16 protein-coding genes, 1 tRNA gene and 2 pseudogenes are annotated in these 21,118 nt (G+C 48.4%); 12 read left to right on the forward strand and 7 right to left on the reverse strand.

Going from position 1 to position 21,118, the window contains the following annotated elements:
- Nucleotides 1-18 precede the first annotated feature (18 nt).
- Nucleotides 19-344 (reverse strand): annotated as a pseudogene (locus ELAC_RS12040) (IS3 family transposase); the annotation flags it as partial.
- Nucleotides 345-421: 77 nt separating this feature from the next.
- Nucleotides 422-853, reverse strand: a pseudogene (locus tag ELAC_RS12045) (transposase); the annotation flags it as partial.
- Between the two features lie 697 nt (nucleotides 854-1,550).
- Between ELAC_RS12045 and ELAC_RS03115 the strand changes: the two are divergent.
- Both ELAC_RS03115 and ELAC_RS03120 read left to right on the forward strand, forming a co-directional pair.
- On the forward strand, nucleotides 1,551-2,252 hold the full coding sequence (locus tag ELAC_RS03115; RefSeq protein WP_098037828.1) for a hypothetical protein: 702 nt from the start codon (nucleotides 1,551-1,553) through the stop codon (nucleotides 2,250-2,252).
- A gap of 74 nt (nucleotides 2,253-2,326) precedes the next feature.
- Nucleotides 2,327-2,791, forward strand: a complete 465-nt coding sequence (locus ELAC_RS03120; protein ID WP_098037829.1) for a hypothetical protein — start codon at nucleotides 2,327-2,329, stop codon at nucleotides 2,789-2,791.
- 88 nt (nucleotides 2,792-2,879) lie between these two features.
- Here ELAC_RS03120 and ELAC_RS12050 read toward each other — a convergent pair whose 3' ends face one another.
- Together ELAC_RS12050 and ELAC_RS03130 are read right to left on the reverse strand one after the other, a co-directional pair.
- A complete protein-coding gene (locus ELAC_RS12050; protein WP_420810326.1) occupies nucleotides 2,880-3,137 on the reverse strand; it encodes an integrase core domain-containing protein in 258 nt (85 codons plus the stop codon).
- Nucleotides 3,138-3,500: 363 nt separating this feature from the next.
- A tRNA-Ile gene (locus ELAC_RS03130) sits at nucleotides 3,501-3,574 on the reverse strand.
- Nucleotides 3,575-3,740: 166 nt separating this feature from the next.
- Here ELAC_RS03130 and ELAC_RS03135 point away from each other — a divergent pair.
- From ELAC_RS03135 to ELAC_RS03155, 5 genes are all read left to right on the forward strand, one after another.
- Nucleotides 3,741-4,739 carry a DUF1207 domain-containing protein gene (locus tag ELAC_RS03135; protein WP_098037831.1) on the forward strand — a complete coding sequence of 333 codons (999 nt, stop codon included), beginning with the start codon at nucleotides 3,741-3,743 and terminating at the stop codon, nucleotides 4,737-4,739.
- Between the two features lie 11 nt (nucleotides 4,740-4,750).
- Complete coding sequence (locus ELAC_RS03140; protein WP_098037832.1) at nucleotides 4,751-5,656, forward strand: hypothetical protein; 906 nt, start codon at nucleotides 4,751-4,753, stop codon at nucleotides 5,654-5,656.
- Nucleotides 5,657-6,102: 446 nt separating this feature from the next.
- Complete coding sequence (locus ELAC_RS03145; RefSeq protein ID WP_098037833.1) at nucleotides 6,103-6,837, forward strand: hypothetical protein; 735 nt, start codon at nucleotides 6,103-6,105, stop codon at nucleotides 6,835-6,837.
- Nucleotides 6,838-7,048: 211 nt separating this feature from the next.
- Complete coding sequence (locus ELAC_RS03150; RefSeq protein WP_098037834.1) at nucleotides 7,049-9,853, forward strand: hypothetical protein; 2,805 nt, start codon at nucleotides 7,049-7,051, stop codon at nucleotides 9,851-9,853.
- A 16-nt stretch (nucleotides 9,854-9,869) separates the two neighbouring features.
- Entirely contained in the window at nucleotides 9,870-10,253 is a 384-nt protein-coding gene (locus ELAC_RS03155) for a hypothetical protein (RefSeq protein ID WP_143406423.1), read from the forward strand.
- Nucleotides 10,254-10,296: 43 nt separating this feature from the next.
- On the opposite strand, the gene ELAC_RS03160 is transcribed toward ELAC_RS03155, so the two are convergent.
- Nucleotides 10,297-12,450 (reverse strand): LOG family protein, encoded by a 2,154-nt coding sequence (locus tag ELAC_RS03160; protein ID WP_239414336.1) that lies wholly within the window; start codon nucleotides 12,448-12,450, stop codon nucleotides 10,297-10,299.
- 865 nt (nucleotides 12,451-13,315) lie between these two features.
- On the opposite strand from ELAC_RS03160, the gene ELAC_RS03165 reads away from it, so the two are divergent.
- Genes ELAC_RS03165 through ELAC_RS03185 form a run of 5 tightly spaced genes read left to right on the forward strand, consistent with a single transcriptional unit; the run spans nucleotide 13,316 to nucleotide 18,048 of the window.
- Nucleotides 13,316-14,206, forward strand: a complete 891-nt coding sequence (locus ELAC_RS03165; RefSeq protein ID WP_098038182.1) for an MYG1 family protein — start codon at nucleotides 13,316-13,318, stop codon at nucleotides 14,204-14,206.
- On the forward strand, nucleotides 14,203-14,538 hold the full coding sequence (locus ELAC_RS03170; RefSeq protein ID WP_098037836.1) for a histidine triad nucleotide-binding protein: 336 nt from the start codon (nucleotides 14,203-14,205) through the stop codon (nucleotides 14,536-14,538). Before ELAC_RS03165 ends, ELAC_RS03170 begins: the two co-directional genes overlap by 4 nt.
- 18 nt (nucleotides 14,539-14,556) lie before the next feature.
- A complete protein-coding gene (locus tag ELAC_RS03175; RefSeq protein WP_098037837.1) occupies nucleotides 14,557-15,120 on the forward strand; it encodes an isochorismatase family protein in 564 nt (187 codons plus the stop codon).
- Nucleotides 15,117-16,868: a HEAT repeat domain-containing protein gene (locus ELAC_RS03180; RefSeq protein ID WP_098037838.1), complete on the forward strand. Its 1,752-nt coding sequence runs from the start codon at nucleotides 15,117-15,119 to the stop codon at nucleotides 16,866-16,868. Before ELAC_RS03175 ends, ELAC_RS03180 begins: the two co-directional genes overlap by 4 nt.
- Before the next feature lie 7 nt (nucleotides 16,869-16,875).
- Nucleotides 16,876-18,048 (forward strand): M24 family metallopeptidase, encoded by a 1,173-nt coding sequence (locus ELAC_RS03185; RefSeq protein ID WP_098037839.1) that lies wholly within the window; start codon nucleotides 16,876-16,878, stop codon nucleotides 18,046-18,048.
- Here ELAC_RS03185 and ELAC_RS03190 read toward each other — a convergent pair.
- Nucleotides 18,037-19,029, reverse strand: a complete 993-nt coding sequence (locus ELAC_RS03190; RefSeq protein ID WP_098037840.1) for a hypothetical protein — start codon at nucleotides 19,027-19,029, stop codon at nucleotides 18,037-18,039. The two genes, ELAC_RS03185 and ELAC_RS03190, sit on opposite strands and share 12 nt — an antisense overlap.
- Nucleotides 19,030-19,118: 89 nt before the next feature.
- Nucleotides 19,119-21,056 (reverse strand): hypothetical protein, encoded by a 1,938-nt coding sequence (locus tag ELAC_RS03195; RefSeq protein ID WP_098037841.1) that lies wholly within the window; start codon nucleotides 21,054-21,056, stop codon nucleotides 19,119-19,121.
- Nucleotides 21,057-21,118 lie beyond the last annotated feature (62 nt).

The raw sequence follows: 21,118 nt of genomic DNA on the forward strand, positions 1-21,118 counted from the left end.
GCTTTATAGGGGCAACTGCACTCGCCCATCGATTCCTACGGTAGAAGCAATATAGCGCATTACTTCACAGTCGCACGTATTGAGCGAGAAAGCCACATGGCTTGATCCCCATTTTTGCATTGAATGGAGAAGCTGTCAGAGCACCATCGAGTATTGCTGTGAAGAGTTTCTACTTTTCCGGTATGAGCTCTTTTCGGTCTTCTGGGAGCTCTCTGCAGAAGAAGGCCATTTTGCTTCTTCAAGCGGTAAACCCGCTTATGATTGACAAATGTCTTGTTTTGCTTCGAGAGTTCCTCGTTCATTAATGCCAAAACCCTACGATAACCATAGGTCGGTCTTTCCTTGATGATCTTTTGAATCAAAGGAATCAGCGCTTCGTCTTGCGCAATTTTGTATTGCCCTGGTCTCTTGTTCTGACCATTCAAATTTTGAATCAAATTAGAGCGGGACACTTGCATAACCTCCGCTATCTGTCTGATTCTAAATCTTTAAAGACTTGAAATGGCTGCCGTGAGACCAGTTGTTTTTCCAACCTATTCTTACGGCTTCCTTCAAAATTTCATTTTCAAGGGTCTTACGACCTAAAATCCTTTCTAATTCCCTGATTCTTTTCTCGAACTCTTTGACCTCAAGCTTTAGGTAATAGCTCATCTTGGCAACTGATTCCTTCTAAAGCTCCGTCTTCCATCCGCTTACTCCACTGAAATAGCTGACTGGGAGTTATACCATATTTCCTAGCAACTTGGGAAACAGAGTTGCCGGATTGGTAGGTTTCCTGGATGATTTGGCGCTTCTCCTCGAGGGTCCATCGCCTTCTTCTTTCTACCGAGGTAATAAGTTTAAATTCAGTCATACGCCTAGTCTTACTCTTAAGTCTTACTCCAATGTCTTACGAGCAAGTTAAGTGGTCCGGTCTAAATGGGGAGCACTCCAAAGTTAAGCGGTCCGATCTAAATGGGGAGCACTCCACGATACCGGCAGCGGGTGAAAATTTACGCTCATAACAACCTCATCCACAATCGTGGGATAACAGTGTGTCTACTCAATATTTTATTTGGATGGGTTTACATTATGATGAGAAGGTGATTGTTCTAATTAGGAAAATAAATACTTTCTGAAATCCATGTTAAATAGCATGAAAAATTATTGATTTAAAACACGAGGTTTTTGAGTCTATTTCAACTTGATTTGTGACTACAAATTAATTGTGGTTGCTGAAAATGGCTTTGTTTGAGACTATCTAATGCTAAAATAAACAAGAGGTTAATCTATTTATGCTAAAAAATATCAGAAAATTGTTGGTTCTTTCTTTGGTTTTCAATCTAACATATTGTTACTCACATGTAGAATTGTCAAAAGCACACGAGATCGTAGATCGAGAGCACAAAAATTATGTGATTTTATCTGATGCAGCGAAATACACGGATTATGCGGTGTTAAAATTTCAAAAATCAAAAAAAATATCAGGTTCGAGTTGTATTGTTCGTGAAGGAGTGATTGACGTGAATTTAATTAAAAAATCGATTCGATAAATTAAGGAATATTTACAGATGTGGCTTTCCAATTTGTTCATGGTTTTTATGTCAATATTGATTTGTGGATGTAGTACACCTTTCAATGTAACTGTCGATTCAATAAGTTCACCTATTGCTATTGAAAAAAATAAATTTATTATTATTCCCGGAAATAAAGACGTCGACGAAAATAACTTACAATATGCGGAATTCTCTGCGTACACAGAAAAAGTTTTAGAAAGCATTGGTTTTGAAAAAGTATCGAATCCTGAAGATGCTGATGTAGGTATATTTCTCTCATACGGGGTAAGTGATCCTAAATTTTATGAATACACATATTCCACACCAATTTGGGGCCAGACAGGAGTCGCGCAGAGTAACACTTATGGGTCAGTTACTAGATATGGAAATTGTGCCACATATTCGCAAAATACCACGTACACCCCACAATATGGTGTCATCGGCTCGCAAACTAATGTAGGCGTGGGTGTTGTCTATTTTAGAAATCTAACTCTGGAAGGAGTCGATCTTGAAAAATTCCGCGAAAATGGAAAGGTCTATGATCTCTGGAAAACAGCAGCAATAAGTAATGGAGAATCAGGCGATCTTCGATATGTTTTTCCCTACATGCTGGTCGCTTCTAAAAACTTCATACGAACAAACTCTTTGCAAAAAGTAAATATTCAAATTGCTAAAGATAACCATGAAGTAGAAGAACTAAAAAAATCGATACAATAGAAACTGGTGTTAAAGAGGTTGTCTCTTAAAAACACATGGCAACCATTATCGCGAAAAAATATTAAGTAAAACAAATGAAAAAAAATTTTTTTCTCTTCCTCTTTTTACTTATGTCTGTTTTTGCCAATACAACTTGGGGGCAAATTCTAGTAGATGAGTCAGGTGCTAAGTACTTAACAATTGGAAGTACTAAGGACGAGGTTCTTGAAATTCTCGGAACACCTGAAAAAATTGATGCCTATTTCGATCGCTGGTACTACGGATCTAATAGTTTATCTTTTGATGAAGACAAACGTATAAAAGAATACACTAATGCGAAAGCTCTCAAAATTTTACTGATTCCATCTAACAGAAACAATTGCAAAGAAGACTCAGAAAAAATATTAAATTCTCAATCATCTTCTAAAAACAATTCGTACTCAAATTCAGCAAATGGATATGGTGAAATTAGTAAAACAACTGGAAGAGCACGAACTAATTATGTTAACGGGTACTACAGAAAAAATGGAACTTACGTAAAGCCGTATTACCGCAGTTAACTTTAAAATATCCTGAATAGGAATTGATCGGACAATCAAACTGGTGTTGACTTGCCCAAAATTTAGGCTCAATTTCTTGTGGAAAATCTCAAGCTAACCAAATTTTTGATGAGTTCTTTTCTAAAGCCTTCTTAAATTCTTCGAGAGATAGAACCTTCAAAGTGCTATGAGATCGTTTTCGATTATAATCAAAGCTCCATTCTTTAGCTAAATGTCTGGCCTCTTTTAGGTTTAAGAACAAATGTTGGTTCAAAAATTCGTCTCGTACTTTGTCATTAAAACTTTCTATCGTATCGTTCTGCATGAGCTTTCTCGGTTTGATATATGGCCATTTAACCGTTTTAATTCATTCCACTTGATGACCGATACGCTCGTAAATTCGGTTCTATTGTCCCTAAATATCAGCAAGGGCTTTCCGATTTCCCAGATAGCTCATGTGGAGTGCTTCTCATCTAGACAGAGCCACCTGCCTTAATTGTATGAGGTAAGATTAAGACTTAGATTTCGGCAGAGTATAACCAGTATAAACAGACACGGGGAGTACTAATGCAAGAAATCTGAAATCAAATTAGACATGTTGGGCATGAAGAGTGCGTGTGAATTGGGGCAAAGATGAACGGGATTTTACTTCGGGAAGCTGTGAAGGGGTATGCAATAGGCTAACAGATTGTTGATATGGCAGCTTAAAGATATGAACTAGTGAAAAGAGTGGGGCAACTTGGACTTGAACCAAGGACCAACGGATTATGAGTCCGTTGCTCTAACCAACTGAGCTATTGCCCCGGGAAAGGAAAAACTAGTGTAGCAGGTTGGGAAGAAGCCGCGCAATATTTTTCTTAGGCGGAAATGTATGTGAAATCAATTTTTGCTTTTCTCTTATGGTGAAATGGGGTATCAAAAATCTCTTACAAAACAAGAGACTCAACACTTAGCGGAGTGAGCAAGCACTATGGTCCGTCTTCTTATCACGGCATTTTTTCTTTTAGTTGGGCATGCAGCAGTAGCAGGAGAGTCCTGCGGCTGTCCATGCGATTGCTGCACGCAGTGCAGCGACATTGACGCACAAAAATGGGAGAGAGCAGCAAACTGCTACTGGAGAGGGCCCTATCCTCACATGGCAGGGGACTGCGACGCAGCCTTTGGACATTGCGGTCTTTGGGGCGTGTGGCTACCTGAAGAAGGTCCTTTATTTAAGCCCCTGTTGGCATCGCCAAGGCAGCTGACCTATTCCGCCGGCTGGAGGTTTAACGACCAGGCTCTGACAAAGAACGTCATTCCCGTATCCTTTGCAGACAACATCGCCTTCATCCGCTGGTGCAACGTATGGCCCTGGTGCGGACAGCTGCAGATTAACCTCGATGGCGGCGTCTGGGCGGTATTCGACCCCTGCCATGAGTCGGCTCCTTTGATGAACGCAGACTACTACATCGGTTTGCCAATCGAGTATGCCGTTGGCAACTGGGTGTTCAGGATCAGGCCCTATCACATTTCGTCCCATATCGGGGATGAATTCCTGCTCAACCACCCTAACTTCGACAGAAGAAACCCGTCAGCGGAGTATCTGGACTTCTACGTATCCAACATGCTCACGAGTGAAATCAGGCTCTACAGCGGTCTTGGCTGGGTCATTCAGCATGACGAGTCGTTTGACACAGGAAACTTCTACGCCAACGCCGGTGTGGAACTGCATCTTTACAGCTATGGATTTTATGATCCCTGTCAGCATCTTTACGGAACGCCCTTCTTCGGGATGGACTTCCTCTATTATAACACTTTCTCCGAGCACATCGACCAGACATACGTCATCGGTTATGAGTGGGGAAAGACCTGCGGCTGCTATAGGAAGCTCAGAATCTTTGCCGAATACCATGACGGCTACAACGTTGATGGTCAGTTCAGCAAAAAAGCTTCCAATTACTTCAGCGTCAGGGCGACATACGGTTATTAAAGGCGGCATGCATGAACCCACTTGATCCAGAGCCAAAAGACGTCATCGAAGACAGAAAAGGGCAGGCGGTTGAAGAGCCGCCTGTGCGTGAGATACCCGACCAGGATCTCGCCACAAGAAAGCCTCCCAAGAAAAACCCTTTTCTCTTCTTCGTCTGGCTGGCATTTTTCCTGACCTTCGCTCTGATCATCTGGGGCTATTCAGGCTCCATGCTGCAGTTCATGAGGAAAGCGGCCGAAGACAAGCCCTTCCTTCAGGTGACTAACCGCCAGATGTCTGTATTCCTGTGGCAGTTTCCTAATCTTTTGAGGCAGAATGTTAAGTCGCGAGGCGATTATCTGACCGGCTTCGATCTCGAAAACAGGGTAGGCATCAAAGCAGGCTATGCAGATCAGCGGGTCATCGCCCCACCGGAAGTGCTGTTTCTCTACCACACCTGGGATAGGCTCATCAAAGAGGAGTACACGCAGAGGATCATCTCCAAGCAGGACTTCTTTGAGTTCTTAGTGCAATCGCCCGAGTGGCTGCCGGAGAAGTGGAGCGAGGCCCCGCCGGAGTATACCGCCATGGTCAAGTCTCTCGACATCAGCCCGCAACAAGATCTCTCGCAACTCTCCAAGCAGGCGCTGCCCTTAGAGGTGCGTCTTGCCTATCAGGGCTGGAAGAACTTTTTCGAGGAGGGCGACCTCATCAACATCTTCTCCATCACCTATGGCGATCTGAAAAAGTTTTTGGGCGGGCATCCGCATTACGCAAGAAACTACTGGATCAACCTCGTCAAAAAGGACTATCCCAATTATTTGAAGACATTTACTTCGGGCTCATACAAGGATGAGGACAAAGTCCCTCCCCAAGAGATCCCCCCGTTTGTAAAAGTCGCCCTATTCAACATGATTCAAGCAGAAAAAAAGTTGTAAGTGTAAAAAGAGCACAGAAAGCCCCTGAAGATTTCTAAGGGGGCTTTCCACTTACGCCCGCGCTTTGTATCGAGCAAGGCAGCTCCCTTGGGTATTGAGCACCATCTAGGATTCGGCAGAAGGTGTCTAGTTTTGCTGAAGCGGTTTGATTCTAAGCATCTTAAAAAGTTCGTTCTCAGAGATTGTGTGGTCAAAGACGTCTAGCGCGGTAGTATGCTGCGGCCATCAGTGGGGTATCTTGCCCGGAGTTCTCTGAATAGGAACTGTCGTTAGAGATTGTGGTGTCGAAATTTGGGGTGGTAGGGCTTTCCTGAAAATCTTCTCATATCAATCGTATTAAGGTCTCTTTAGTTAAGTTTTGTTTTGATGGTCGCTTAATTAATTATTAACATTAAATTGTTTGTTGTTGTAAAATTGAAGTTTGTTTTACTTGGATTTAATTTATTATGTTTTCACATGCAGCCTCGCTGACAACCTATCGGACAGAAGCATTCGAGTGCATATCCGATGAAGAAAGCCTCGAATCGGCAAAAATCGTCGTGTTCTTGACGAACCACAAAGCACCCAGCCACTATCCCCATATTTGGAACATCCTTTCAGGGTTGAAGCTCAAGGAAACAGATGTTTTGCTTGCCGAGAGCATGAAAGTGGTGGGCACATGGAAAATTGCCGCGGCGACCGAGTGCTGGGAAAATCCCCAGACGCTCAAACAGGTTGAAGAGCAAAGAAAAAAATATCTCTACGCCAGCCAGGTGATCGATAAGCTCCAAGACGAACAGACTGCCTTCAGGCGAAAAATGATCGCTTGCGAGATTTTGATGGGGTTCAAAGAGGCGGATTCGCTTAAAGGCAGGGGAGTTGATCTGGCTACGATTGGCGAGTGGCTGAAGACCCCCTCGGTGAACCAAGCGGAGATTCATGATTTTCAATTACAGGCAAAACAGATTGTTGATCTGGCCTATCGTGCCTTTTGCAGAGCCATAATCAGTGAGACCTTTCCAGAGCGTCAGACTGAACTCATCACTAAAATTCAAAAAAGCCTGGACCGTAGCCGCGTTTTTGTCATCTGCGGCGCAAGCCATGGCAGTCCCGAGCACTCAGATTTTCCTGAAGAAGCAAAGCGGTTGCAGGAATATTTGCTTAGTGTCGGCTCATTTGCACTGTGTCGTCTCCTAGCCTGAAGTTCGGCTAATATGTGCTGTTCCTTTCGAGATGTTTAACTTCTGACGGCTCCCTCCTTTTTGTATCGTGTGTTTTGTTGATAGTATTTTCAGTTAAAAGTGTATGTTTTGGCGTGTGTTAATTTATAAACAAGAGTATGAGTTTAAATTTAAAAATTAACAAATGTGTTAAAATAGGTTCTATCGGGATTGTGTGGGTTAGGGGTCTTGTATGTTGCCGGATTATAGTAACCTTTACAACAGCTGCCAGCGGGCCTATGACAAAATTGGACAATTTGAAAACGGGAATTACTTTTACGTCAAACCGGATGGGGATCTTGAGCTGCAGAAGGTAGACCAAAACTCTCTGATCGGAGCGTGGAGCGCTACCATCGGAAAAACGGTAACGAACTGGTCTTATGGGAGCGAAAAAGCAGATTGGCGCAGCGTCACAAGCGAGATAGAGAAAGTCAACGGTCAGTTGAAAAATCTTTTGGACGCTCATGTTTTGGAAGATCCCGACAGTAGCAGGGATCTTAACATCAAAAAACTGGATCTGGCGATAGAGCAATCGGCAAGAGCCCTTCACAAAGTAGCTCAAGATTATCTGGAGCAAAGCAAGCAGAGATGGACGAGAGGTACCGATAAGAAAGAGGCAAGCACTGCATACGAGAAACTGGCGCGAGAAAGTTACAGTCTCCACCTGCGGCTCAATTGCATTATCAAGGAACTGGACAGCGATGAGATCCCCAACGCAGATGAATTCGATGGGGCAGATAATGTATTAACTTCAGCCTTCGAAACTCTCACCGACCCCAATGTGCTTCAGGAAATGGATCTGGAAAATTTCGAAGATGCCTGGCTGAATGCTAAGCAGGAGGCATTCTCTGGGGGTAAAGATTTCCTTTTTAATCTGGCCAAGCAGTCAGACGCCATAGGCGATATTCTGAGGCGCTCTCCTGAATCGGTCTCCATAAAGCAGCTCAAAGAGTGGGCTGTTGAACTGAATAAACAGATTAAGAAGAGCGATCAGTCTCAAGGTCTTAAGGATCTCCATGCGTTGATTCAAGGTGACATCGCTGTGAGGCAAAGCAGCATGGTAAAGCTCACTGATAGCCTTAAAGAGGCAAAATCAGAGGGGGATGTTATCAGGATCCTTGGCAGTGCAAACCACGTGATTCTTGAAGAGCCCGCTGTCAAAGCGCTTCTTAAGGAGGTGGTGAGTGAGAGCCATCAGAGGCTAGCCGAATCCTTGCTGCGTGAGTACAAAGAGTCGGGCAAAGTTCCCGATTCCATCGAGCTTATCAAGGGAGCCTCTGTCATTGTGCATGAAAGTCTAAAGTCCTCTGTCGGGGACACTTCCGCCATGTTTATCAATCATCGTGAAAAGATCGAGGATTTGCACGGACTTCTTTTCTCAGCGAACACTTTAATTCAAGACATCGCTCCCAATGCAGCAAGCACCATGCTTCAGACTACGCTCGTCAGTGTATTCAACCAGTTGGCCGACATCTGTCTCTTGCAGCAACGCACGCAGCGCGCTAAGGCCTACATTGAAGGCTGTCAGGGCATTCGCATCTCAAGCTCCCATCCAGTGGGTGATATCGGTAGAGTTGCCGACATGTCGAAAAAATCAGCGACCTGGCTGGAGGCGGGAGATCAGACGGTCAGGAGAAGAAATGTACGCTGTCAATTTAAAAAAATTGAGAGCGGAGGCCGTACTACGGAAAATCTCTGCTTTGCATTTACCGTGGGAGAGGCTGAGCGAGAGAAGTTGAGCCGTCGCATGAGTTTTCTATCCAAATCGGGGTTGCTCGAAGACCAAAGCATAAAGCAGGAGATTACCAAAGCGACCTATCAGACATTTGACAGGTCCGACAATACATATAAAGATACGGTTACAGTGAACGCCGGGGAGGCCGTCTCCTACACAGATAGTTCAGGGAAGATCACTTTGACAATCGGAACTAACGACGAGAAGTGGAATCAGTATCAGAAAATCAACGTAACGGCCGATGCCAGTGTAAAAGCTGAAGATCTTTATGCCTTTCTCACGCTGTTTGGGCTGTCCACAGCCATGATGCAATCCAGGCGGGAAGATGTCATGCTAGAGAACAAAGCGAGGCTCGCCAATGCTGTGCGTCCAAAAGAGACTGCTTTGCAGAGTTCGAGGGAGGAAACCCTTGATGCGATCGTAAGCAATGCCGATAAAGTTATGATCGAAAAAAGAGCCGAAAACATGCATCTGAAAGATGTTGGCAAGGGACGGATGGAATATGTCGACAGCCACGCGATCAAAGATTTTTGGCTTAGCGGCGGCAGAGGGTTTGCTGCCACCTTAGGGCATGACGGCGTCACCTTCAACCCGTTAGAGGTGTTGAGTAAGGGGTTTTATAAGACACAAAAAATCGAAAGCGCCGCCACAACTCTTGGGTATATCCTGAAAGGAGGGCTGATCAGTACTTTCGAAAGATTTGAAATGGGAATCATCGGCGCGGGAAACGCACCGGAAGAGAATATCGAGACAGGGTCTGCCAACCAGGTGTTTACCCGCCCCCTCACAGACAATCAGTTTGAATCAGCACATGATTGGCGCTCGTATGCGATCGAAGGAAATATTTTACTGCTCATGGATGCCCGCCTCGCAGAACGCCTGCCATATGGCTATGCAAAAGACAGGGCAGGGATCAGAAATCCCCATCATGTCAGCAAAAAGATGGTGCGCGTGGCACAGAAAGAGCGGCCGGAGAGGGGGCTTAGAGGGGAGATGATGACTGAGAGGGAGACGCTAAGCGACATCTGTAAAAAACAGAGAGCGAACAACTACACGCTTCCTACGGCAGAAGTGATGTTTGAAGATGTTGTTGGACCCGACTATATTTACGGAGCGGTAGTCAACAGGCCGGAAGACAAAGCCGAAGTGATTCGTGTATTGACCGGCATGGGGATCGATAACATTCAAGGCGTGCCTCTTAATGAGGCCATCTTCGTTGGCAAGCTGGATAAATCGATGATCAAACAAGTCTATGAAGAATAAAACGAGGAAGGGGCTTATGAATCCGCTATTAGACTTTGGCCAGGCGTCATACTTCCTTAGGATGGGTGCCTCACCCCAAGATGAGAGAGTGAAAACGCTGGCTATCGGCGTGAAGGTCTTCAAATCGAAAGACCCGAAACCTTGGGGGTTTCTCAGCTTTTTCGACCAGTTGGCGCAGAGACATCGCGTTATAGAATTAACTGACGAGCCGGAAAAGCTAAACGCAGTGGAAATTACATGTAAAAGCGATATTGGTGATGTTTTACAATTTCAACTGGTCACAAAAGATCTATGGGATCGGAGTGTCAAAGGAGAGCTTGTGAAAACCTCCGCCGCCCTGGACGCTGCGTTAAAGACCACAGAGGAAGTGCAAGACTTCCTCTTAACAGTTTATCCCTGACGTATCCCGCAAAAATCATCCAATTGCAGTTTGTGGAAAGTCTCTATGTTGGCTGCTTGAGGGCGAGCTTGTCGTGTGCCATATCGACAAATCCGTTGGGATAGATAGGGCCTTCTTTCCCAATCAGCAAGTTGCCGGTCAGGAACTGGCGGTACACTTCAATCCCTTCCGCAGCCGATTGGATTGCGAAGAAGCCGTTGCTTAGCCACTCAGAACCTTTAATCGTCCCGGACTCCAAATTGAGTTGGAAGCGGGAAGTCACCTTTTTCTTCCAGTAATCTGACCCGCCAAAGAGGATGATGGGCGTCGGGCTCTGGGCTCCCACTTTTCGGCGGACCTCTTCCAGGCTAAATTCAAAGTCGGTGCCTATCCCTCCGACGAGGAATATGGGTAGGTCTAAGTAGAACTCTGCCTGTCTTTCGACCAGCTTGTCGAGGCGGTAGGTCATCTTGGCTTGGACGAAGGGATTCTGGTTTTGTTCATTGACCACACCCCCTTGCTTGGGGCGGAAGTCGACGATGTTGGCGCACGATAAGATGCCAAGTTCGGTGGCGACTTTGTTGCCCACCTCCATCGCTCCAGGGCCGCCGCCGGTGATCAGCGCCAGAGGCTTGTCTTTGCCAAGGAGCGGGTGGTTCACCGTTTCTCGCATTTTAAGCAGGCCTTCAAGCAGCTCGCGCAGCTCGATTTCAAAGTCACCCCGCATTAAGTTGGAGCCATAGATGCCGATACTGGTTGCTTTATGGAAAGTGTCGAGCTGGGAAAGAGGGACGAACATCCCTGTATCCCGACCGCCCTTTTCGGCATAGCGCAGGATCTTTTTAGTCGAGTCGTCCACCCAGAAAACCGGAATGGCAAATTTCTCCAGGTCGTGCAGGAGAGCCCTGTCTTCCGAGGAGAAAAAGCCGTCGCCGGAGAGCGAGGGGTATTGAAAATAGATCCCTTTCAAGAAACGCTGGGTCATATCCCCAAGCAGCATCCTTTTAAGGAGGGGAGAGGGGAAGTAGCGCGTCATGAGGATGCCCTGGCTCGTGATCGCCCCGTCATTGATACTTTTTAAGAAGGGATAGGTTGGCTGCTGTTCGATATAGCGCTCGACAAGCTGCGCCTGCCGTTCGATATGGGTTGTACCCGGAAAATCGAAGGACCTTGTCTCGCGGACGATCCAGTCTTCAGCTGTCAGGTTAAGGAGCTGGTTGCCTTTTACGACAAAAGTTGCCGCTCTCTCCTGCAGCGTTCCGGGAGCGGTGGCGAAAGCGTTGAAGAGGGCGTCGTCATTCTCCAGGGCGCTTTGTAGCTGGTCGCGGTCGGAGAAGAAGACGTGCTCGCGGTAGGGCTCCAGTGTGTAGAACTCGAGCGGAATATCGGAGAGTTCGCGTTTGCTGCCGCCAAAGAGTTCATAGATGTCGCCCGAGGCTTTGGTGTCCGGCTGCAGGATGCTTGCGCTCGTGTGTTTATAGCCATCGGCCAGAAGATTGTCGACAACTCGTGCAAAGACTGTGCGGATGTGCAGGGGGAGAGTGCGGACGAGCAGCAGCTCCTCATCGGTAATATTTCGGGGAAGGTGCGGGTGCCACTCCTGATGCAGGCGCATCATGTTTCGGGTCTTGATATTGGATACCAGCGCTTTTCCCAGGGTGGGCAAAAAGCCGAGCATCTCTTTGGAATAGGTCACTCGTCCCACCTGCAAGGATAGGTAGGCGACGGTGCGGCCATCGATCTTATCGAGGATGAGGTCGTCGCTGCCATGGAGCCCCCCAAGAGAAAGAAGAGGTCTTCCCCAGCGGTCGGCCCGGCCGAACATCCGGGAGAGGTATTCCGGATCGCGCACCCGGCGGCGGTCGTCAGCGGCAAACAGTTTGCCGATCTCTGCGCCGACAGCGATGTATTTCAGCATCTCTTTCGCGAGCTCGCCAATAGCTCGCAGCTGGACGCGTACTTCGGCAGAGCGGCTTTTTTGGTCGAGTTTATATTCCATCCCGATGCCGTCGACTCCGACTTGGGCCAACGTGCTCTTCACGTTGAAAAAAATAAGCTGTGGGTCGATCTGAAAGCCGACAAACACAGGGGAGATATTCTCGATAAAGACAATCGCTTCGAGAGTTTTGTCATCGATGCGCTGCATGCTGATGATCTTACCGTCAGGAGTGACAAGGTCAAAGTGGGCGGGGTCTAGGTAGTATTCAATCGCGGGCATTGAGTCTTCTCTCCATTTCGAGATGAAAAACTAGTAAAGCCTTTGAACCAATCAACAAGGAAGTAAACGCTTCATGGACTTTGCCAAAAGGGGAGTCCCTTTACAGCTTAGCGGGGCGCGGATATGAAGCTAAATTAGTGGAAATGTTTACTTTCAATGACTGGTTCACAACCCTTCCATCCAAGAAGAGGCCGGCTTAGGGTTATGAGAAAGGGACATATTTACCACAGTGCTCCTTTTTACAAAAGGTGCCGTTTGGATGCTGTTGTTTACAGACTGAAGGGGATTTTTAAGAGGTTAATAACCAGCTTGTTGAGAGAGTTGTGCAAAGATTTTACCCATAAAAGACCGGATTTAGTACGGAGAATGTACGCTATGATTTGGTAAAGTATTGGTCTTTAGTGGGTGTTTTTGTGGGAAAACTGTAGAGGGGTTGTCGGTAAAAATGAAATTTACCATGATTTACGCTCGATTTGTCAGAGAAGATTTAGCGATCGTTCTGCACGAGGTTGAGTATCATAAATAACTGTAAGTAAATCGGATAAATATTGATTTTAGAGTGGTTTTTGCTGTGGATGTTTGCCAAGGTATTTTTTTAAACGCTTTGCGAGGCAATTTGTTCACAAGTTGTCTGTAAATTGCGCGTCTTTTTAATTTCTCGGTTTTTAAAAAAAAAGAGTCGGAGTATAATCCGCCCTTTCCCAAATAAGCTGACTCTTGGCTCGTTTCACGGTTTTTGGTAAGAAAGACCGGTAGGCAGGAGTGGAAAAGGCTGAAGAGGATGCAGAATATTCAAGAAAAAAGGGTGGCGGCAGGAAGGGAGCGACAAGCTCTCGAGCAGTCCGTAGTCAGGCGATACGACAAGATGGTGGAAAAAAAGGTCAACAGAAGCTGCGGTATCCACGACGGCACATTCCATGCCGACGAGGTGACTGCCTGTGCTCTTTTGATCGTTTTTGGCCTCATCGACGAAGAGAAAATCATCCGCACAAGAGATTCTGAGCTGCTTGCCCAGTGCGAGTACATCTGCGATGTCGGCGGAATATACGAACCGGCCAAAAAGCTGTTTGACCACCATCAGGTGGACTACCAGGGCCCTCTTTCGTCTGCCGGCATGGTGCTGCTCTACCTGAAAAACCAAAAGATCATCACCGAAGAGGTGTATCACTTCTTCAACGAGAGTCTGGTCAGAGGCGTCGACAACCACGACAACGGCTTAGACCCCCAGATTCCCGGCGTCTGCACCTACTCCCACATTCTCGCCAACTTCACGCCGATTCACTACGAAGCTGAACCAGAGGAGCTGGAGGCAGCATTTCGGGAAGCGCTCACCTTTTCAAGAGGCCATGTACAGCGTCTTTGGGACCGTTATCAATACAATCATTCTTGTCGCGAAATCATTGCCGAAGCGATGAAAACGAGCGAGAGTTTCCTCCTGTTTGAGAGAGCCATTCCCTGGATGGACGTCTTTTTTGAACTTGGCGGCGAGGAGCATCCCGCCCAGTTTATCGTCATGCCCTCGGGAACTCACTGGAAAGTCCGGGGCATACCACCCTCGCCCCACGACAAAATGCGCGTCCGTTGGCCTCTGCCGAAAGAGTGGGCCGGACTGCTCGAAGAGGAGCTTAAAAAACGGACAGGCATCGAAGGGGCCATCTTCTGCCACAAAGGACGCTTTATCTCCGTCTGGGAGACTAAAGAAGATGCGCTGAAAGCTTTAGACATCATCCTGCAGCAACAAAGAGAGACAGCGTGACCACGATTTTTGGCAAGATCATCAAACGAGAACTTCCCGCGGACATAGTCTACGAAGACGACCACATCATCGCGATCAAAGATATCGCCCCCTTAGCCCCGGTTCATATCTTGATCATGCCCAAGAAAGAGATCAAAAATATCCAGTCGGTTAAACCCGAGGACCTCCCTCTGCTTCAGGAGATCTTTGCGGTTGCGCAGAAGCTGGCGGAAGAGCATGATGTTGAAGAGAGCTACCGCCTGCTCACCAACAACGGTACAGAGGCCGGTCAGACAATTTTTCATCTCCACTTCCATCTTATCGGCGGCGAACGCTTAGGTCCGATGGCATAAATCGAAAAGGGGTATCCCATGAACGCTTCGTTCAGAAACCGTTTCGTCGAAAGGGGCAAAACGGGCTTTTTACTCGTCGATGTCCAAGATAAGCTCTTTCCTTTAGTCGAAAATCCGGTTGAAGCTTCGGAAGCGATGATTAAAGCCATCAAAGGTTTTAAGCTTTTGGGCCTTCCCTACATCGTCTCAGAACAATATCCCGAGAAGCTTGGCGGAACCATTGCCGAACTGAAGGGCCTCATTGATCAAGAGAGAGTCTTCAGCAAGACCTTCTTCTCTTGCCTTAAAGATGACAAACTTAAAGAAGCCCTTTTGAAAGAGTCGGTAGACACCTGGATCCTTCTTGGCATCGAAGCGCATGTCTGTATCCTGCAGACTGCAAAAGACCTTATTCTACACGGCAAGCAGTGTGTTGTGTTAAACGATGCCATCTCGTCGCGTTCCGTCTACGACTACTCCAGCGCGATTGCGGAATTAAGAGATATCGGCGCACGGGTCAGTTCCGTGGAAACGATTCTCTTTGAGCTGCTGCAGAACTCTAAAGCCCCCGAGTTTAAGTCTGTCAGCCAGCTCATCAAATGAAGCGTAGCCTCCTTTCCCTTGCCGCCGCGGGCGTGCTCTTTGTTTCATCGGTAGCGGCCGATGACTCGGCCCCGCCCGATGACTCGGCCGCGTCGAGGCGCGTGGCCGCTCATCTTTTTATCAAGGACTATCAGACGGCTTTCCAAGAAGCTAAATGGGCTTATGAGGCAAATCCCGGCAGCCGCACAGCCATAGAAGATCTTATCGTCGCTTCCTTCTACACCGGACAGGAAAGCTATGGCCTCACTCTTTTTGAGAACTACCGCAGCCGCTTTGGCATCGACCCCGAGCATACCGATTTTTTAGAAGAGGTAGCCTTCGGCGTTATCCGCATGGGCATGAATTCCTGCACGCCCGCCCTCAGGCTCTTCTCAGCGCTCGCAGCCTTTCATGCCAATGACGCAAGGGGGGTTGCCATTTTGCAAAAGGGGCTCAAAGATCAAAGCGCCCTCGTCAGGTCTGCGAGCATCAAACTGGCAGCCAAGCTCAGGGACAAGACCTTGCAGCAAGAGATGCTCAGCATCATCGCGAAAGAGCGTCTTTATGACCTCAAGCTGGACGCCATCCGGGCCGCCGGGTCGATGAAGATCGTCGAAGCTAAAGAGCTACTCATCAACATCATAACCAGTGACCGCGAAGGGGACGAAGCCAAGGCGGCAGCGATCGAAGCCTATGTCAACATGGACCGCTCCCTTCGTAGCGAGGACCTGCGCCGCATGGCGAAAAGTCAGCGGGTGGGGTTTCGCACGCTCTCCGCTGTCGCGATCGAACATCTCGACCTGGTCGAAGAGATCGATATTTTAGTCGACCACCTAAGCGATACACACCGCGATGTGCGCCGCTACGCCCTGATCGCTCTGGGCCGGATGATGGACAAAAGAGAGTTTCCGAAAGAAGCTGTACGCAAAAAACTGACTCCTCTTTTAAACGAAAAAGATATCTCCACACGAATTAACGCTCTCTGGCTCATGACCTTAATCGATCCTCCGGCTGCCGAGAAGTTGTTCCTTCAGTGTCTTGAAAGTCCGCTCGTCGAAGTGCGTGTGAAGACAGCCTCGGCCATCTCCTCAACGGGCGTGCCCGGCATGGAGCTGATGAAAAAAGCGTTTCGTAAGTCACGCTGTCCCTACGTGCGGCTCAACTTGGCGGTGGGTATGGTGCAGCTTGGCATCGAGGACGAAGAGGCGCTTACGACCATTAAAGAGGCGCTCGCCGGCGATGAGCGTCTGGCCGTTGTCAGCGATATTTTAGGAGACGCCATCGCACCTTCCAAGCTGAGCTTTTCCGGCGACGTGCTCATCACCCCGGAGGCGGTAAACCAGATTGTCAGACTCGAGCTCATCAATCTCCTGGCTGTGAAGGGTGATCCCGAAACCCAAACCATGCTCCGCACTTTTTTGACGGAGCGGCGCTGGGGAATCACGGGTGTGGCATCGGCGCTTCTCATGACAGAGGGCGATGATGAGGCCAAAGAATCGGTGAAAAAGCTGCTGGATGATCCGGATAAAAAAGTTCGTGTCCAGGCAGCTGTCGTGTTGGCATCGTGGAGGGACAGAGGGCGCGCGTTGGAGATTCTGGAAGAGGCGTATGAGGGTGTTGACCGTGACTTGAAGATCAAAGTACTCGAGTCGATCGGCCACATTGGCAACAAAAAGCAGCTTCCCTTTCTTGCAGAAAAGCTGAACGAACCCTATCCGACGCTGCGTCTTGCGGCCAGTCTTGCGATCATCCAAACCATTTACCACTAAAGGCGGCATGGAGAAAATTCAGCAGGCACAAAAGATTCTAAGGGAGAAGAAGCTCGACGGCTGGCTCTTATATGATTTCAGGCGCTCCAATACATTGGCCATTAAATTTCTTGAGCTGCAAGAGAGCGCTCACTTAACGCGCCGCCTGGCCTATTTCATTCCGGCAGAGGGCGAACCCGTCAAGATCGTACATGCGATTGAAGATTTTCATCTCGATCATCTCCCTGGAAGAAAAGTGTCTTATGCCGGCTGGCAGGCATTTCATGAACGTATCGCGGAAGTGACGCGCGGGAAGAAGATTGCCATGGAGTACTCTCCGCTGGGGGCGATCCCGTATGTCTCCAAGGTCGATGCCGGCATCGTCGAACTCATCTCCGGCTTTGGCGCAAGCGTCTTCTCTTCCAAGGACCTACTCCAGCATTTCACAGTAGTGATGGATGAGGAGGCGATCCACACCATGCAGCAGGCAGGAGCATTTCTTGAGGAAACTGCCACAAGCGCTTTTTTGATGATTGAAAAGCGTCTGCAGCAAGGCGAGTCTGTGACAGAAGCGTCTGTCCAGCGCTTTATTCAGGAAGCGTTCGACAAAAAGGGCTATATCACCGACAGCCCACCGATCTGCGCGGCGGGAAAAAATAGCGCCAATCCCCACTACGCAGGAGGGGAGGGAGAGATTAGGAAAGGAGATCCTGTCTTGATCGACCTGTGGTGCAAAAAAGACCAACCAGGTTCCATCTATGGCGACATCACTAAAATGGGCTATGCCGGCATGAGTCCACCCGCCCGTTTTCAGGAGGTGTTTGCTCTGGTGCGAGAAGCTCAGAAGGCCGCGACGGATCTTGTCATCAAGAGAGTGGAGGCGGGAGAGACCCTATTGGGGTATGAAGTCGATGACGCCGCAAGGATAGTCATTCAGAAAAAGGGGTACGGCCCCCATTTTATCCACCGCACCGGACACAACATCCACACGGAAACTCATGGCGATGGCGCCAACATGGACAACTACGAGACCCATGACGACCGCGAGGTGATCGCTGCCACGGCTTTTTCCATCGAACCCGGCATCTATCTCAGGGGAGAGTTTGGTGTAAGGCTCGAATATGATCTTTTGGTGCATCCAGACAGGCGAGTCGAGATCATCGGCGGTGTGCAAGACTCCCTCTTTCTTTTAGACGTCTAGCACTTTGAGGCTGTCGATCAGCTGTCTTTTCTTCATGTCATCCGCGTGGGCAAACTCGGTCATGAGCGGCACAAGCATCAGCTCACGCTGCAGATCGACAGGGTTTTCTGCCAGTTTATCGATGACCAATGACAAGAACTCCTCTTCCAGCGGGGTAGCTCCCTGGAAGCGAAGCGGGTAGTTTTCCAGACGCATCGTCTTGAAGAAGGGCAGCGAGGAGATGGCGAGCCCGATCCAACACATCTTGCTCTTTTCTTTATGGCTGACAAGCCACTGCATCGCCTCTTGCACATCTAAGAAGGCGCGGTGCATGGCAGGGTTTTGCGGGTGGAGCAATTTTTTTGCAGCTGCAAGATCGATATAGAGGCGGGCGAGGGACAGAATGGCCGCCGCGAGGAGCGGTGGGGAGAGGGGAGTGTCCTCTATTTCTTTAAGATCGGCGATGGAGCGGGGATTGGCGAGAGCTTGTTTCGCCAGAGCATTTTGGGCGGAGGGACTTGGCGGGGGCTGAAAGATGCCTTCAATCGTGGGAGCCTCTTTCAGCTGGCGGAAAAGGGACCGGCCCAGGGCGCTCATTCCCTTCGCTAAATCTTTGCAATCTACTTTGCCCTGAAGACGATGAGCAAATCTCGCCAACCCAGTCAGGCAAAAGGCAGAGATGCTGATCAGGGCATTGCCGACAGATTTCACAACTTTCCTAAGCCAGTGTCTGATTCTCTTTTTTAATGGAAGATGTGTAACCGGGAGTGGGGAGTGGTAGGCCTCAATATCGGGCCTATCCATTGCAAAAGTCTCTTGAGGCAAGGAATCTTTCCTGCCGCTCGCGCAGGGACAGACGGGAGCGCGGCTGTGTGCACACGCAGGGCGTGCTGAGTCATCCCGCTTTCTGCCAGATTTACTGCCAACTTCTCTGATTTCTTGTTCTTTAATATGGAAATTTTGCTGGTAAGATCGGTTGGACTTAGGTTCCTGGGTGTCCATAACCCCTCCCCCCGTATAGGTCTATTATATACAAAATTCTTTAATTTTGTAAGGGGAGAGTGGGTTTAGTAGCCGTTTTTTTAAGCGATCTAGCTGGCTGTAATAGGGCGTGTATTTGTAAGTGCCTCAGCGATCGATAGATATAACTCGACTTTGGAAGCCGATAATGGTTCGGAATGGATCAAATTCAAGAGAGTATCGATGAGGGCGACATCCTGTGGCTTACCCCTGGCGGCAATGCCTTTGGCCACCGCCACCATAATCTCGTGCCGCAGTTGTGGAGCCCAGACCAGATCTTTCATGTAGTCAAGCGCCTCGGAGGGTCTTGCCTCGGCAATGAAAAGAAGTAGGTAGGCTACGAGTTTCTCGTGATACCGTTTCTCTTTTGCTTCTCTAAGAATCGTCACAGTTTGGGCTGGCTGCATCCTGGCGAAATCGGCGATGACACTTTTCAGTTGGTCAAGCATCAAGCTGCTCTGTGGCGGAATTTCTAAAATCTGTTTCATCGAGGCAAGCGCATGGTCGGATGAGCGCTGAAGGTTGCTTGGCTCTAAGATTTTAGCTACCACCATCTGTGCCTCGATATTTTCAAGGGGAGTTTTGATCATATTCAAGAGCTCCTTCAGATCGGTATCGCCAAGGCCAGGGAATGCTTTGATGATTTTGAGCGCTTGCCGGGACTTGTTCATCCAGATCTTCAACTCATGCAGGTGGGAGAATATTGTCTGATTTTGCCCTTCAGTCCACTGATCGAAGAGGGAGACGAAAGCACGCTCCCGCTGGGTGGGATCTCTGATTTCGTCCGCTCTTGCCAGCGCGAGTGCAGGATGGTTATTGGCTTCCGATCGGATGATGGCCATTGTCAGGTCGTGATCAATCTGCTCATTATTTAACTGGGTAGCCACGACACAGGCTTTAAGGCAATTTTCGGAGGTGAGCGAGAGCATCACCTTTTGAAGCGCTTCAAGTCGGAGCGCGGCATCGTTGATGGACTTGGCAAGCACGAGCGCTTGATCGAAAGAGGTTTTGGCGATCGCCTGGACAATACAGGAGATTAGGTAATCAATGCTTTGGCCGTCTGATTTAGCAATGTCGATTGCAGCGTCTGCATTCAGCGGAGCGAGGCGGGTGACGATCTGTCCCATCAGGGCATCGTGGCCAAGTGCTTGGTCGCCTTCGAGAAGTCCTTCATCGCCCTCTTCATTGCTCACGCTGGCGGCAATGGAGAGTGCAAGGGGTAATATTTCTAAAAACGCCGTGTTGGAAACTTTGTGGAGAACATGTTCTAAAAGTTGCGCTCGCCCAGCCGGGTCTTTGTGGAGACCAATGGTTTTCATCACTTTTACGGGCTCATATTGAACCAGGGTGCCAAAAAGCGGCTTAAGGAGCTCGCCGACAACTTGCATTTTTTGGATTTCCTGAAGCGCTAAATCGGCCATGTGCCTTTGGATTGACGGATCGATGGCGCCCGCTGTTTCAGCCACGCGTCCAAGCGCCAATGCGCGGTTTAGGCGATTTTTACTTTGCATCGCTTCGTCTTGCGCCTTTTTCAGGATTTCCCGTGCAAGGAGGGGGTCTAACGGCAGAGACGATAGCGCGATATCGGCCAGTTGGGCGGCTTTCATTTCGTGCTGCTTTTTTTTGCGGGCGGTTGTCGTCGTCGATTCGGTGGCTCTCACGGTCCTTCGCAACGCTTTCTTCGCCTTCTCAGGATTGCAGGGGGCTAAAAAGAGGGCTGAGTTTGTCATGAGCAGAGTTCTTTGACTGCTTGGGGGAAGAGCTTCGGCTGCCTGGAAGCCCAAGCCAATAAACTTGGCGGCCAGATGATGGATCTTAAGGTGGGATGTGCCTAGGACTAGCTCCCTGAACGAGAAATTGGTCTCAGCGAGAGAGGCACAGGAGAAACCCGATTGAGAGAAGATCACATTTAGCACTTCGATAGGAAGTTGCTCGATGAGGGATAGCTCCACGTCATCGGTTAGAATATTAGGCTGGTTTGAGCCACCGGCAATAGGAGGAATTCCCATAAATAAAATCCATTAAGTATTGAAGCTGAAGTATTATAGGAAAGTAAATGATAAATTGGCAA

This window comes from Estrella lausannensis (genome assembly GCF_900000175.1).
GTDB classification, from domain to species: Bacteria; Chlamydiota; Chlamydiia; order Chlamydiales; family Criblamydiaceae; genus Estrella; species Estrella lausannensis.